Here is a 14,097-nt window from a genome sequence, read left to right as displayed (position 1 = left end):
CGCTTTGCTCGACCCTCCCCACAAGTGGGAGGGTTTCGGTCCCGTCAGACCCTCTCGATAACCGTTGCGGTGCCCATGCCGGCGCCGATGCAGAGCGTCACCAGCGCGGTGTTGAGATCGCGGCGTTCAAGTTCGTCCAGCACCGTGCCGAGGATCATCGCGCCGGTGGCGCCGAGCGGATGGCCCATGGCGATAGCGCCGCCATTGACGTTGATCCTGTCGTGGTCGATGTCGAATGCCTGCATGTAGCGCAGCACCACGGCAGCAAAGGCCTCGTTGAGTTCGAAGAGGTCGATGTCGGCAAGGTTCATGCCCGATCGTTTCAACAGCTTCTCGGTTACATCTACGGGTCCGGTCAGCATCAGGGCCGGATCGGAGCCGATATTGGCGAAGGCCTTGATGCGAGCGCGCGGCTTTTTGCCCATGCTCTGACCGCCGGCCTTGGAGCCGAGCAGGACGGCACTGGCGCCATCGACGATGCCGGAGGAGTTGCCGGCATGGTGGACATAGTTGATGCGCTCGATCTCAGGATGGGCCTGGATGCCGACGGCCTCGAAGCCGCCCATCTCGCCGGGCATCTGGAAGGACGGATTGAGGGAGGCGAGCGCCTGCATGTCGGTGCCGGGACGCATATGCTCGTCCTTATCAAGGATCGTCAGGCCGTTCTGATCCTTGACCGGAATGACCGACTTGTCGAACCAGCCACGTTCCCAGGCATGGGCGGCACGCTGCTGGCTCTCGACCGCATAAGCGTCGACATCGGTTCTGCTGAAGCCGTATTTTGTGGCGATCAGATCGGCCGAGACACCCTGCGGCATGAAATAAGCCGGGAAATTTACCGACGGATCCATGAACCAGGCGCCGCCGGACATGCCGAGGCCGACGCGCGACATGCTTTCGACGCCGCCCGCAATGACGATGTCGTCGGCGCCTTGGGCGATCTTGCCGGCTCCGAAATTGACGGCATCGAGGCCGGAGGCGCAGAAGCGGGAGATCTGCATGCCGGGCGCCTTCGTGGAGTAACCGGCTTCGAAGGCGGCGGCCTTGGGGATGACGGCGCCGGCGTCCATGACCGGATCGACGCAGCCCATGATGATGTCGTCGACCGTGCTCGTGTCCAGCGCGTTGCGATCGCGGATCGCCTCCAGGGTCTTTGCCGCGAGGCGGACGGAGGGCACCTCATGCAGGGCGCCGTCCTTCTTGCCGCGGCCGCGCGGCGTACGCACGTGGTCGTAAATGAAAACCTCGGTCATCGTCTCATCTCCCTGACGGCAATCTATCTTGCCTCAAATCTTGGAAGGAGGAGATAAGACCCCTCCCCAGCCCTCCCCACAAGGGGGAGGGAGAACCGGCTCAAAACGCTTCGGCGGCCAGTTCCATCATCGTGTCGGCGCCGGCTTCGATGCGGGCCTTGCGAAGTGCGGTTTCCGGCATCAGGCGTTCCATGAAGAAGCGGGCGGTGACCAGCTTGTTCTTCAGGTAATCCTCGCGGGCGGCATCGCCGGATGCAAGCCCATCCTCGGCGGCTTTGGCCATCTTCGCCCACATATAGCCGAGAATGACGAGGCCGAAGAGGTGCATATAATCGGTCGAGCCGGCCCCGGCATTGTCGGGCTTGGCCATGGCGTTCTGCATGAACCACATGGTCGCGCCCTGGACGTCGTTCAAGCCCTTCTTCAGATGCTTTGTGAAGAAGGAGAGCTTTTCGTTTTCGCGGTTCTCCTCGCAGAAATCGCCGATCTCCTTGAAGAGGGCTATGGCGGCGCGGCCGCCGTTCAGCGCCAGCTTGCGGCCGACGAGATCGAGCGCCTGAATGCCGTTGGCGCCTTCATAGATCATGGCGATGCGGGCATCGCGCACATACTGGCTCATGCCGTGCTCTTCGATATAGCCGTGGCCGCCGAAGACCTGCTGGGCCATGACGGCATGGTCGAAGCCCTTGTCGGTCATCACACCCTTGAGGATCGGGGTGACGAGGCCGAGAATATCGTCGGCCGTCTGGCGCTCCTTCTCGTCGCTGGCGCGGTGGGCGATATCGGACTTGAGCGCGGTCCAGAGCAGGAAGGCGCGGCCGGCCTCGTTGAAGGCGCGGATGGTCATCAGCGTGCGGCGAATATCCGGATGGACGATGATCGGATCGGCCTTCTTGTCCGGTGCCTTGGGGCCGGACAGCGAGCGGCCCTGGATGCGGTCGCGCGCGTAGCTGGCGGCGTTCTGATAGGCGATCTCGGAAATGGCGATGCCCTGCAGGCCGACCATCAAACGGGCTTCGTTCATCATCACGAACATGGCGTTGAGGCCGCGGTTTTCGGCGCCGATCAGGAAGCCGGTCGCCTCGTCGTAATTCATCACGCAGGTGGCGTTGGCGTGGATACCCATCTTGTGCTCGATGGCACCGCAGGAGACAGCGTTGCGGGCGCCCGGCGCACCGTCCTTGCCGACGAGAAATTTCGGAACGATGAAGAGCGAGATGCCCTTGGTGCCCTCGGGCGCACCCTCAATGCGGGCCAGCACCAGATGGATGATGTTGTCGGTCAGGTCGTGCTCGCCGGCGGAGATGAAGATCTTCTGGCCTGATATTTTGTAGCTGCCGTCAGCCTGCGGCACCGCCTTGGTGCGCAGCATGCCGAGATCGGTGCCGCAATGCGGCTCGGTGAGGTTCATGGTGCCGGACCACGTGCCGTCCACCATCTTCGGCAGATAGGTGGCCTTCTGCTCGTCGGAGCCATGGACGAGGAGTGCGGCGATCGCGCCCTGCGTCAGGCCCGGATACATCATCAGCGACATGTTGGCGGCCGAGGTATATTCGCCGACGGCGGTATGCAGCGTATAGGGAAGCCCCTGGCCGCCGAATTCCTCCGGCACCGCAAGGCCGATCCAGCCGCCTTCGCGATAGGCTTTATAGGCTTCCTTGAAACCCTTCGGCGTCGAGACGCTGGCATCGTCGTGGCGCGTGCAACCTTCCTGATCGCCGGAATAATTCAGCGGAAAGAGAGCTTCCTCGGCAACCCTTCCGGCCTCGCCGAGGATCGCTTCGATCATATCGGGGGTCGCGTCGGCAAAGCCCGGCAGATTGTTGTAGCGTTCGAGGCCCAGCACGTCGTTGAGGACGAAGAGCGTATCGTTCACCGGGGCCTTATAGACTGGCATCTCTCAAATTCCTCCCATTCGACTGACCGGATTGCTCCAGCCTCGGGCACTGTCTTACAAAATGTTGACGTTTGCGTAAACGTCAAATTTTGTACCTTGGCCGTCTTTTCATGAAAAATTCGAACGCGCGAATCCGTCGGGCGATGAAAGTACGGCGCGTGACGCGTCACGCATGGCAGGCAAGAGACGCCATCTCATCTTCCTTGTCCATCGCAGAACGGCGTATAAACGGAAGCGTCGTTCAAGCCGCAATCGGGCAATGTTTGAGGAGGGCCGCATGATCAGTTTCGAAGCGATAAGACTGCGTGCGGAGGAACGAAAGGGCGGAGCGGCCGCGTTGCAGGCCTTGCTGGAGAATCACCGACCGGATCACGAGCGGCTGCGCGCCATGCCAGACGATCGCATCCTGGCGGACATGACCAGGCGCATCTTCTACAGCGGTTTCGTCCAGAAGGTGATAGACAGCAAATGGCCAGGTTTCGAGGCAGCGTTTTCCGGTTTCGATCCGGCGATGCTGAATATCGCGCCCGACGACTATTGGCACGCCCTCACCTCGGATGAGCGGATCATCCGCAACGGCGCCAAGATCATGTCGGTTCGGGCCAATGCCGCCTTCATCAGGGAATTGGCAAAGGAATATGGCAGCGCCGGCGTCTTCTTTGCCGACTGGCCTGGGGATAACCAGATCGGCCTTCTCGACCTGCTGAGCAAACGCGGCAACCGGCTCGGCGGCATGACCGGACAATATTTCCTGCGCGGCATCGGCCGCGACAGCTTCATCGCAACGATCGACGTGCTCGCCTGCCTCCGATCGGCCGGCGTGCCGCTCTCCTCCTCCGGCACGACGAAGAAGGACCAGCAGCTGATCCAGAAGGCCTTCAATGACTGGGCGGAGGAAACGGGCCTTTCCTTCATCCATCTCTCGCGCATCAGCGCCTATTCGATCGATTCAGCGCACTGAAATTCCGGTCGCGTGGTGGCGCCGGCCGTTCGGACTTCCTACGTCTTTGCCACGATCCATCGAGGAAGACATCATGACCGACTCTCCCTATGAGAGCGCACTGATCGTCGGCGCGGGCTCCGGCATCAGCGCATCGCTTGCCCGCCAATTGTCGGCGCAGGGCGTCAAGGTCGGGCTTGCCGCCCGCAATATCGAGAAACTGCAGGGGCTGATCGAGGAGACCGGCGCCAGCGCCTTTACAACGGATGTCTCGCAACCGGCGAGCGTCGCAGCACTCTTCGAAGCGGCTGCCGCTGCGATCGGCGGGCCTGACGTGGTGATCTTCAATGCCAGCGCCCGTCAGCGCGGCCCGCTTGCCGAACTCGATCCTGCCGATGTCGAGAAGGCGATTGCGACCACCGCTTTCGGCGGTTTCCTGGTGGTGCAGCAGGCGGCGCGGCGGATGATCCCGCGCGGCCGCGGCGCCATCCTGATCACCGGCGCGTCGGCCAGCGTGAAGGGCTTTGCGCAATCGGCACCCTTTGCGATGGGCAAGTTCGCGCTGCGTGGCCTTGCCCAGAGTGCCGCCCGCGAACTCGGGCCGATGGGCATCCATGTCGCCCATTTCGTCATCGACGGCGCGGTGCGGTCGCAGACCCGGCCGGACCGGGTGGAGAAGCCGGATGGCACGCTCTCGCCGGATGCGATCGCCCAGACCTATATCGACGTGCTTCGCCAGCACCGCAGCGCATGGTCGCTGGAGGTGGAAGTCCGGCCCTGGACGGAGAGCTTCTAGGTCTCACGCCCTGGCCGCGGCCTGCCGCCGCAGGGGAAGCAACTTTCGCGACACTCTCAGACGGGTTAGGCTTTGCCGTCAAGGCAAGCTGGGAGGATCCGATGCCGCGTCTGGACCATGTCACCATCGAGACCCGCGATGCGCCCGGGATGATCGGCTTCCTGGAGACCGTGCTCGGCGTCAGCGAGGGCTATCGGCCGCCCTTCGCCTCGCCCGGCCACTGGCTCTATCTGGACGAACGCCCGGTCATCCATCTCAGCCTGACATCGCGCAGCACCGATTTTCCGCCCGGCATCTTCAACCATGTCGCCTTCAGCCTCTATGAATTCGGGCCGGCGCTGGAACGCATCAAGGCGGGCGGCTATCGCCACGAATATTACGATATTCCCGACACAGAACTCGGCCAGATCTTCGTCTACGGCCCTGAAGGCGTGAAGATCGAGCTGCAATATCCGCGTCCGGCGTGATCGCGCGAGCGGCGATTTGATCTGACGAATTGAACGGCAGTTGCCGTCAGAAACGGCGTTTTGAACACAAACGTTAAAAAATTCCCATCGGCATTAACGGCTTGTTTACCACGTTTCGTGAAAGGTGCGGATTGAGCAGTAGCGATCCGCATTCCTTTTCCCAGTCTCGCGTTCCCTTAGGATGCCGCTACATCGTTCAGCTTGAGGAAAGTCTAATTGACTATCGTCTTATGAATGGTGCGCTCCGGTCCGCGTAAAGAGGCGGGCAGCAGACGGAAAAGCCAAAGATCGAGCTCTGACGAGAGGTCGAGCAGTCGAAGCGAGCAAGAACATGAACGGATCGCGATCAAATCCTTCCCGACAGTCCGACAGGACCTCGCTCGATGCGCTGAACCGCACGATCGAAGGGCTGGAGGCGCGCATCGAAGGGCTGATGGGCAGCGGGCGCGAGCAGCGGCCGCGCACGGCAACGGCCGAGCGCGATCCTTATGCCGGCTCCCATGCTCCCCGGCCCGCAAAGGTCCCGCCCGAGCCGCGGCCCGATCCGCTCGCCGAAATCCGTCAACGCCAGCGCGCGCTCGAAGCCAGCCGCGAACGGCCCTACGCACGCGAACAGGCCCCGCAGCTTCGCGAACCTGTGCCGCGCGCCGCCACTCCAGCGCCGGCGCCGGCCTTGCGCGCCGGCGACGATACGATGACGGAGATTGCCCAGGCCCTCGTCAACCTGCGGCAGGACCTGAAGCGCGACATTTCCGAGGGCGTCACCCGTGAGATGAACGCGCTGCGCGCCGAGCTGCGCGAGATCAAGACAAATGCTGGCGACGGCCGTTTCGCCGACGACATGCGCGCCGACATGGGCCGCCTTGCCCAGAGCATCACGCAGCTGACCGGCCGCTCCGCCGCGCCGGAGGCCACAGGCCTTCGCGAGGATTTCGAAGAGCTGCGCTCGCTGATGGACGGGCTGGCGCGCGAGGATTCGCTGCGCCATATGGAAAACCGCTGGGACGGTTTCGAAAACCGGCTTGCGGCGCTCGATACCGAAGGGCTGCAGGAAGAGCTCGTTTCGCTTGCCTATCGGCTCGACGACATCAAGCGCCATATCGGCGGCCTGGGCGAAAGCCCCGCGGTTCGGGCGCTGGAAGACAAGCTCATCTCGATCGCCACGGCGATGGAGCATTTCGGCAACATGATCCAGCCGCACGACCGGGTAATGTCCGAACAGTTTGCCGCCATGGACATGCGGCTCGACGAGATCAGCCGGGCGATCGCGGCAAGCGGGCGCACGGCCACTGCCAATGATCCGGGCCTGATGCAGCGGCTGGAAAACCGGCTGGAGGCACTGGCCGATCAGATCGACCTGATGAGCCATGATGCGGCCAGCCGCGTGAACCCGGCCGACGAGCTGGCGATGCGGCTGGAGGCACTGACGGGACGCGTCGAGGAGATGACGAAGGCGGAAGCGACGTCGCGGCTCGATGAACGGCTGGAACATCTTTCCTATCTGCTGGAGCGCACGCAGGAGACGGCGCCGCAGGCCGACCTCACCGGCACGCTTTCCGACATTTCCCGCAAGATCGACGCGCTTGAGAATGGCGCCGTCAACGACGTGCTGGCGCAGCGGCTCGACCATCTCGCCCGGCGCATCGACGAGATGGCCTATCAGCAGCAGGCGCCGGCCGCTGTGGCCGACGACAGCGCCTTCCTGCGTCTCGAAGGACGGCTGAGCGACATTGCCGCCCGGCTCGAAGAGAGCACATCGGCAGCGCCGACCGATCCGCACGCGCTGAAGAACCTCGAAGACCAGATTGCCAATCTGTCGGCGCTGATGAGCGCGCCGCGCGAAAGCGCCGTAATACCCCCCGAACTCGACCAGCGCATGGGCGCGATCGAAGACTATATGGCGACGAGCGACGAATATATCATCGAGGCGGCACGCCAGGCGGCAGAGGCCGTCGTCGAAGCCTATTCGCGCCATGGCGGTCCACAGGGTGTCATGCCCGCCGCCGACATGTCGGCGCTGACGGCGCTGGCCGAGGATCTGCGCCACCTCGAGGATCTCAGCCGCGACAGCGAGGAACGCACGCACAAGACTTTCCAGGCGCTGCACGAGACGCTGGTGCATATCGCCGACCGCCTCGACGGCATGGAGGATCGCGGCCGGCCGCTCGCCCAGATGCCGGTTGCCGACGTCGATTTCGATGTCGATCCCTATGCGCTGATGGTGGCCGAAGCCGAGATGAACAGGATGCCGGCCGCTGCCCCGACAGCGACGGCTTCCCCTGTTATCCGCACGGCCGAGGTCGCAGCCGAAGCTGCCGCCCCGGCACAAGCCGCCGCCATGAGCGGAACGAGCGCGATCGCCATCGAAGCCGCGACCCGGACCGCGGAGGTTGCGACAGCGACACGGACACAGACCCCGGCGAAGGCCAGCCTGCTCGCCGGCCTCGGCAAGCGGCTGCTGCCCGGCAAGAAAGCCGAGAGCCGGGCGACCGAACGTCCGATGATTGATCCCGCGCCGTCGATCGATCCCACCGACGTGGTGCCGACGGATGCGGCAAACGAACTCCTCGAGCCGGGCTCGGGCGCGCCTGACGTAAAGAAGATCCTTGAACGGGTTCGCGCCAGCCAGAGTGCGGCACGCGGCAAACCTGCCGGCGAAACCGATCGCGCCGATTATATCGCTGCTGCGCGCCGGGCGGCGCAGGCGGCCGCGATGGAGGTGGATGCCAATCCGAAACAGGCAGCCGGCAAGGCCGAGAAGAAGGGCGCGAATGCCGACAAGGCCGGCAAGGCTTCTGACAAGACCGGCAAGACCAGCGCCTTTTCGCGCTACCGGCGGCCGATCCTGCTGGCGGTCGGCGCCGTGCTGCTCGCCATCATGGCCTTTCCGCTTGCCCGAACGCTGACGAGCGGCGAGCGCGCACCGCAGCCGCCGGCGGAAATCTCGGCGCTCACGGGTGCTGCGGAAAACCCAGCGCCGGCCTTGCCCGAAGCGACACCTGCCCAGCCGGATGCCGCCGCTCTCGGAACGACCGCTCCGACAACGGAAGCTGTCCCGCCCGCTGCCGAACGGGGGCAGCCGGAAGCAACCCGGCCGGTCGCCGGCGACCATCTGACCGATATGACGCCGCTCGACGGCGAAGGGGCAGCGACGCTTGCCCCTCCCGCTCGGTCCGGCGCAGCGCAGGAGATATCGGGCTTTGTTCCGAACGCGCCAGCTGCAGCAGCACCCGCACCGCAGGCCGCCATCACCATTCCAGACACCGTCCAGCCGAAATCGCTTGCCGATGCGGCGAGCGGCGGCGATGCGCTGGCGCTGTTCGAAATCGGCGCGCGTTATTCCGACGGCCGCAACGGCATGACGGTCGATCAGAAGCAGGCAGCGAGCTGGTACCAGCTTGCGGCCGACAAAGGCTTTGCGCCGGCAGAATACCGGCTCGGCAGCATGTACGAGAAGGGCAACGGCGTCGAACGCGACATCGCCAAGGCGAAGGGCTTCTACGAGCAGGCGGCAAACCAGGGCAATGCCAGCGCCATGCACAATCTCGCCGTCCTCTACGCCTCCGGCGCGCTGGGCCAGCAGGACTATACCACGGCCGCCTCGTGGTTCACCAAGGCTGCGAACCTCGGCATCACCGACAGCCAGTTCAACCTGGCGATCCTCTGCGCTAGGGGCAACGGGGTTCCGGCTGATCTCGAAGAGTCCTACAAATGGTTTGCGATCGCCGCCAAGGCCGGCGACAAGGATGCGGCGCAGAAGCGCGACGAAGTCGCCAAAGCCATGAAGCCCGACCAGCTCGAACGGGCGCGCGCCAAGGCCGATCTCTGGAAGCCGGAGCCGGTCGACCACCGCACGAACGCCATCGACATTCCCGACGAATGGGCCGGCACCGGCGCGAAGACGGCGACCGTCGACATGAAGAAGGCCGTCCGCAACATCCAGGCGATCCTCAACAATAACGGCTTCGACGCCGGAGTGCCGGACGGCGAAATGGGTGCGAAGACCGTGACCGCGATCAAAAACTTCCAGAAGTCCGTCGGCCAGGAGCCGGACGGAAAGGTGACCGACGCGACCGTGAAGGCGCTGCTCGAACGCAACAAGCAGGGCAGCAAGGCGATCTGAGGCGCGTCGTCATCTTCGTCCGGGAGATCGCCGACAGCGGCCCCTCATCCGCCTGCCGGCACCTTCTCCCCGCTCGCGGGGCGAAGGGGGATCGCCGCAACCTCTCCGTTCCTCGCTCCTTCTCGTAGGGCACGTCCCCCCGCCCCGTTTACGCTAGGGCATATACATAAGTCGGTGCGACGGATTGACTCGGTTTGCGGGGGTCGGATTCCTTTACTGCGGGCCGTATGATTGTTTTGGCGACGTTTTGATTTGGGAGCGTCGCCGATGGATGTAGGGCATGATTTTTCGTTGGGCCGGTTTGGAGATCGTCGTCTCGATAAAGGGGGGCGGTGCTGCTCCGTCGCATTGTGCTGCGCGAGACGGTTTGCCTTCGCCAGTTGGCCGAGGGCAACCATTCGCAGGAGATCCGGTTCGGGCGTTTTCTCAACAACAGTGCGGTGAGCGTGGAAGAGATCATTGCCGGCTGGAGCCAGGAGACCCGGTCTGCGGTTGAGGGTCGCCACGTGCTGGCGCTGCAGGACACCAGCGAGATCAAGTTTGCGACGACGCCGGACAGCCGGCGGGAATTGGGCAAGATCAAAAAAGGCAATTGCTTTGGCCTTTTGCTGCATCCGATGCTGGCGCTCGATGCCGACACCGGCAGCTGCCTTGGCCTGGTGGGCGGCCGGGTCTGGACGCGGGGTAGCGAAGAGCTTACGCCGCATGCCGAGCGGCCGTTGAACGAAAAGGAATCGCGGCGCTGGGTGGAGACGGCAGAGGCGGCCAAACTGGTGCTTTCGCGTGCGGCCCGGGTCACGGCGATCGCCGACCGGGAGGGTGACTTCTTCATCATGTGGGCGCGCCTGCCCGATCGGCGCTTCGATCTTTTGTCGCGCGTCATGCATGACCATGCGCTCATCGACGGTTCCAAACTGCGCCGCGCGGTCGAAACGGTGGCGTTTTGCGATACTCAGACGATTGATCTGCGCGAGCGCGCCGACCGTCCGGCGCGGCAGGCGACGGTGTGCCTGCGCTTCGGCGAAGCGACGATCCGGCGGCCGCAAAACCTGCGCGAGGCCGGCCTGCCCGATGGCGTCAGGCTGAGCTGGGTCGAGATCGTTGAACCGGCCGCCCCCGACGGTGTCGAGCCCTTGCACTGGCTGCTCCTGACCACCCATTGGCTCAGCAGCCCGGCCGATGCCTGGCAGATCGTCGCCTGGTACAAGCAGCGCTGGATGATCGAGCAGTTCTTTCGGGTGATGAAGAACCAAGGCTTCAAGATCGAGGACAGCCAGTTGCATCTGGCGGCACGGCTGGAAAAGCTCGTCGCCATCGCCGCCAAGGCCGCAGCAATCGTCCTCCAGCTCGTCCAAGCCCGCAGCGGCGGCGATCACCAGCCGGCAAGCCTGACCTTCACGGCAGCCGAGATCGATACCCTCGCCGCCCTCGAAAGCCGTTTCAAGGGCACAACCAAGCTGCAGTCCAATCCCCACTCTAAGGCCTCGCTGGCTTGGGCCGCCTGGATCATCGCCAAGCTCGGCGGCTGGAACGGCTACGCCTCGGCCAAGCCGCCGGGCCCAATCACCTTCTTCAACGGCCTCAAATACTTTCGAGCCGTCGCCGATGGATGGGCTTTGCGAGATATGTATATGCCCTAGCCCGTTTACGGGGAGAGGGTTAGGGTGAGGGGCAGTCGTCGGCGCGAACTGAACGAGTCGGCCGATTTTGTCGGCAATCCGGCCTGGCGGCACTATGCCGCAAGGCTTTTTCCAATTTTGCCGCAGCCTGTCACAAAACCTGAAAAAAGCCGGATTATGCCCGGACATATCGATCCGCGCATCCGGCGAATCCTGTGCCACCGATCTCTCCGTCAATCTCTATGGCTAATCACGGGGCCGATCGAAAGCCTCTGGCAATGATTTCACAGTATGGTGCGCATTCGAACGGGGACGTGACAAGAAACCGCCCGGCAGGAGCGGTCATCATTCGGGGTCGGCTGTGACAATCTATCTGCCCATCGCAGAATTGTCGGTGAACATTTTCATCATTCTCGGCATGGGGGCGGCCGTCGGATTCCTGTCTGGAATGTTCGGCGTCGGCGGCGGCTTTCTGATCACGCCGCTATTGATCTTCTACAACATCCCGCCCGTCGTCGCGGTCGCGACCGGCGCCAACCAGGTTGTGGCGTCGTCGATATCGGGCGCGATCACGCATTTCCGGCGCGGCTCGCTCGACGTCAAGCTCGGCACGGTGCTGCTGGTCGGCGGTCTTACCGGTGCGACGGTCGGCATCTGGATCTTCTCGCTGCTGCGCGCCATCGGCCAGCTCGATCTCATCATCTCACTGATGTATGTCGTCTTCCTCGGCACCGTCGGCGGACTGATGCTGCTCGAAAGCATCAACGCCATGCGGCGGGCAGCGCGCAACGAGCCGCCCGCACCGCGCAAGCCCGGCCACCAGCACTGGGTGCACAAGCTGCCGCTGAAGGTGCGTTTCAAGAAATCGAAAATCTATCTCAGCGTCATTCCGATCGTCGCGCTCGGCTTTGCGATCGGCATCCTTACCTCGATCATGGGTGTCGGCGGCGGCTTCATCATGGTGCCGGCGATGATCTACCTGCTGCGCATCCCGACCAATGTCGTCGTCGGCACCTCGCTGTTCCAGATCATCTTCGTGACCGCCTATACGACGATCGTGCAGGCGGCGACGAACTTCTCCGTCGACATCGTGCTCGCCTTCATCCTGATGGTGGCGGGTGTCATCGGCGCGCAATATGGCGTGCGCGTCGGCCAGAAGCTGCGCGGCGAGCAGCTGCGCGCCCTGCTCGGCCTGCTGGTGCTCGCCGTCGGCCTGCGTCTGGCGATCGCGCTGGTGGTGGCGCCGGCCGACGTCTATTCGGTGGTGATGGGAGCGGGCAACTGATGCGCTTGGCTGTTTTCGTCATCGCGTTGCTTTGCCTGCTGCCGGCCTCTGCCGGAGCGCAATGGCTGCCAGGGCAGGCAACGGAGGCGGTGCGTGAAGGGTTGGAAATCGGCACGTCGACCAGTGAAATCGCCATCACCTCGGATTTCCACGGTGCGGATCTGACCATTTTCGGGGCGCTCTCGAACACCGACCAGTTGCTGCTCGCCGTCGGCCAATATGACGTGGTCGTGGTGCTGGAGGGGCCGCGCGAGGATGCGACGGTTCGCAAGAAGGAACGCGTCTTCGGCATCTGGGTGAACACTCGCTCGATGACCTTCGAAGCGGTGCCGCATTCCTATTCGATGTCGAGTTCACGGATGATCGACGACATCGTGACGCCGCTCGACCTGACCGACCAGGAGATCGGCATCGATCACATTCCGCTGACTCCGGTCGGCTTCGTCGGCGACGGCAGCAATCTCGGCGAGTTCCGTGACGCCTTCCGGCGGCTGCAGCAGGGCGGCGGGCTCTACGACCGCAACCCAAGCGGCGTGCGGTTCGTTTCCTCCAACCTCTTCAAGGCGAGCCTGCGCCTGCCGGCAAACATTCCGAACGGCGTGCACAGCGTGCGCGCCTATCTGTTCAAGAGCGGTCTTTTCGTCGCCGAGAAGTCGCTGCCGCTGCGGGTCATCAAGACCGGCATCGAGCAGACGATCACCGATGCGGCGCATGATCAGCCGATCCTCTACGGCTGCGCGGCCGTGGCTCTAGCCGTGATCACTGGCTGGGGTGCCAGCCTGATCTTCCGCAAGGACTGATCTGCCGCCAAGGTGCGACGCTCCATTTCCTCTCGATTTCTTCTATCGATTTGGGCCTGGCGTCGAGCCCGCTGTACTGGAGCTGCTGCGCGGATGTTTTGGCGGCAGCTCATCCATGCCTCAAAAAACCGCTTGCAATATGCTATCAGTTTATCTAGCTTCTAACCAGTTGCTATACGCAATCGGTTTAACCTTGGTTGGCAATTCAGAAGGAGGAAGGAAATGAGAAAGCTTGTTGTCTGGAACCTGATGACGCTCGATGGTTATTTCGAAGGCACGAAGCCGTGGGATATCGACTTCCACAATCTCGCCTGGGGGCCTGAATTGCAGCGCTATGCCGAACAGTTCGGCAGGGAAGGCGACCTGCTGGTCTTCGGCCGCAAGACCTATGAGGGCATGGCCTCCTACTGGCCGACAGCCGAGGGCGAAGGTGAGATCAAAGCCTATATGAACGGCATCGCCAAGATCGCCGTGTCGCGGACGATCACCGAGCCCGCTTGGAACAATGCCCGCGTCGTCAGCGATCCGATCCCCGAATTGACGCGGCTGAAGCAGGAGGACGGCAAGACGATCTTCATCTTCGGCAGCGCCGAGCTTGCCGACAGCCTGCTGAAAGCGGGGCTTATCGACGAAATCAGGATCTGCCTGGTGCCGGTCATCCTCGGCGGCGGCAATCCGCTTTTCAAACGGGCAGAGGGCCAGGTGCCGCTGAAGCTCCTCGAATCCTCGACGACGGAAGGCGGCGCGGTGATCCTGCGCTACGAGCCCGTCAAGGCTTAGCTGGCTGGACTAGTGATGAACCGGCGGTCGTTTGTGATGGCTGCCCCTCACCCTAACCTGCCGGGGTCGAGCCACTCGTCTCGACCCGTCCTTCGGACCCCCGTAAAAAAACGGGGAGAGGGGACGTGCCCTGCGAG

At 63.5% G+C, this 14,097-nt stretch carries 10 protein-coding genes; 8 read left to right on the top strand and 2 right to left on the bottom strand.

Going from position 1 to position 14,097, the window contains the following annotated elements:
• Positions 1-44: 44 nt before the first annotated feature.
• Both N2600_RS01180 and N2600_RS01175 read right to left on the bottom strand, forming a co-directional pair.
• On the bottom strand, positions 45-1,253 hold the full coding sequence (locus tag N2600_RS01180; protein ID WP_170256351.1) for an acetyl-CoA C-acetyltransferase: 1,209 nt from the start codon (positions 1,251-1,253) through the stop codon (positions 45-47).
• A gap of 100 nt (positions 1,254-1,353) precedes the next feature.
• Positions 1,354-3,150 (bottom strand): acyl-CoA dehydrogenase C-terminal domain-containing protein, encoded by a 1,797-nt coding sequence (locus tag N2600_RS01175; protein ID WP_170256352.1) that lies wholly within the window; start codon positions 3,148-3,150, stop codon positions 1,354-1,356.
• 277 nt (positions 3,151-3,427) lie between these two features.
• Here N2600_RS01175 and N2600_RS01170 point away from each other — a divergent pair, with 277 nt between their 5' ends.
• The 8 genes from N2600_RS01170 to N2600_RS01135 all read left to right on the top strand — a co-directional run bounded on the left by N2600_RS01170 (position 3,428) and on the right by N2600_RS01135 (position 13,960).
• Positions 3,428-4,111: a DNA-3-methyladenine glycosylase I gene (locus N2600_RS01170; RefSeq protein WP_260297736.1), complete on the top strand. Its 684-nt coding sequence runs from the start codon at positions 3,428-3,430 to the stop codon at positions 4,109-4,111.
• 73 nt (positions 4,112-4,184) lie between these two features.
• The gene (locus N2600_RS01165; RefSeq protein WP_260297735.1) at positions 4,185-4,886 is read left to right on the top strand and encodes an SDR family NAD(P)-dependent oxidoreductase; all 702 of its coding nucleotides are present in this window, start codon (positions 4,185-4,187) and stop codon (positions 4,884-4,886) included.
• A gap of 101 nt (positions 4,887-4,987) precedes the next feature.
• Positions 4,988-5,353: a VOC family protein gene (locus N2600_RS01160; protein WP_260297734.1), complete on the top strand. Its 366-nt coding sequence runs from the start codon at positions 4,988-4,990 to the stop codon at positions 5,351-5,353.
• 331 nt (positions 5,354-5,684) lie between these two features.
• Complete coding sequence (locus N2600_RS01155; RefSeq protein WP_260297733.1) at positions 5,685-9,476, top strand: peptidoglycan-binding protein; 3,792 nt, start codon at positions 5,685-5,687, stop codon at positions 9,474-9,476.
• 332 nt (positions 9,477-9,808) lie between these two features.
• On the top strand, positions 9,809-11,116 hold the full coding sequence (locus N2600_RS01150) for an IS4 family transposase (protein WP_017963437.1): 1,308 nt from the start codon (positions 9,809-9,811) through the stop codon (positions 11,114-11,116).
• 340 nt (positions 11,117-11,456) lie between these two features.
• Complete coding sequence (locus N2600_RS01145) at positions 11,457-12,380, top strand: sulfite exporter TauE/SafE family protein (protein ID WP_017966911.1); 924 nt, start codon at positions 11,457-11,459, stop codon at positions 12,378-12,380.
• Positions 12,380-13,180 carry a TIGR02186 family protein gene (locus N2600_RS01140; RefSeq protein WP_260110015.1) on the top strand — a complete coding sequence of 267 codons (801 nt, stop codon included), beginning with the start codon at positions 12,380-12,382 and terminating at the stop codon, positions 13,178-13,180. Before N2600_RS01145 ends, N2600_RS01140 begins: the two co-directional genes overlap by 1 nt.
• Before the next feature lie 222 nt (positions 13,181-13,402).
• On the top strand, positions 13,403-13,960 hold the full coding sequence (locus N2600_RS01135) for a dihydrofolate reductase family protein (protein ID WP_260110014.1): 558 nt from the start codon (positions 13,403-13,405) through the stop codon (positions 13,958-13,960).
• Positions 13,961-14,097 lie beyond the last annotated feature (137 nt).

This window comes from Rhizobium sp. WSM1274, assembly GCF_025200775.1.
Classification (GTDB): Bacteria; Pseudomonadota; Alphaproteobacteria; order Rhizobiales; family Rhizobiaceae; genus Rhizobium; species Rhizobium leguminosarum_I.
This window is presented reverse-complemented; position numbering and strand designations above follow the sequence as displayed.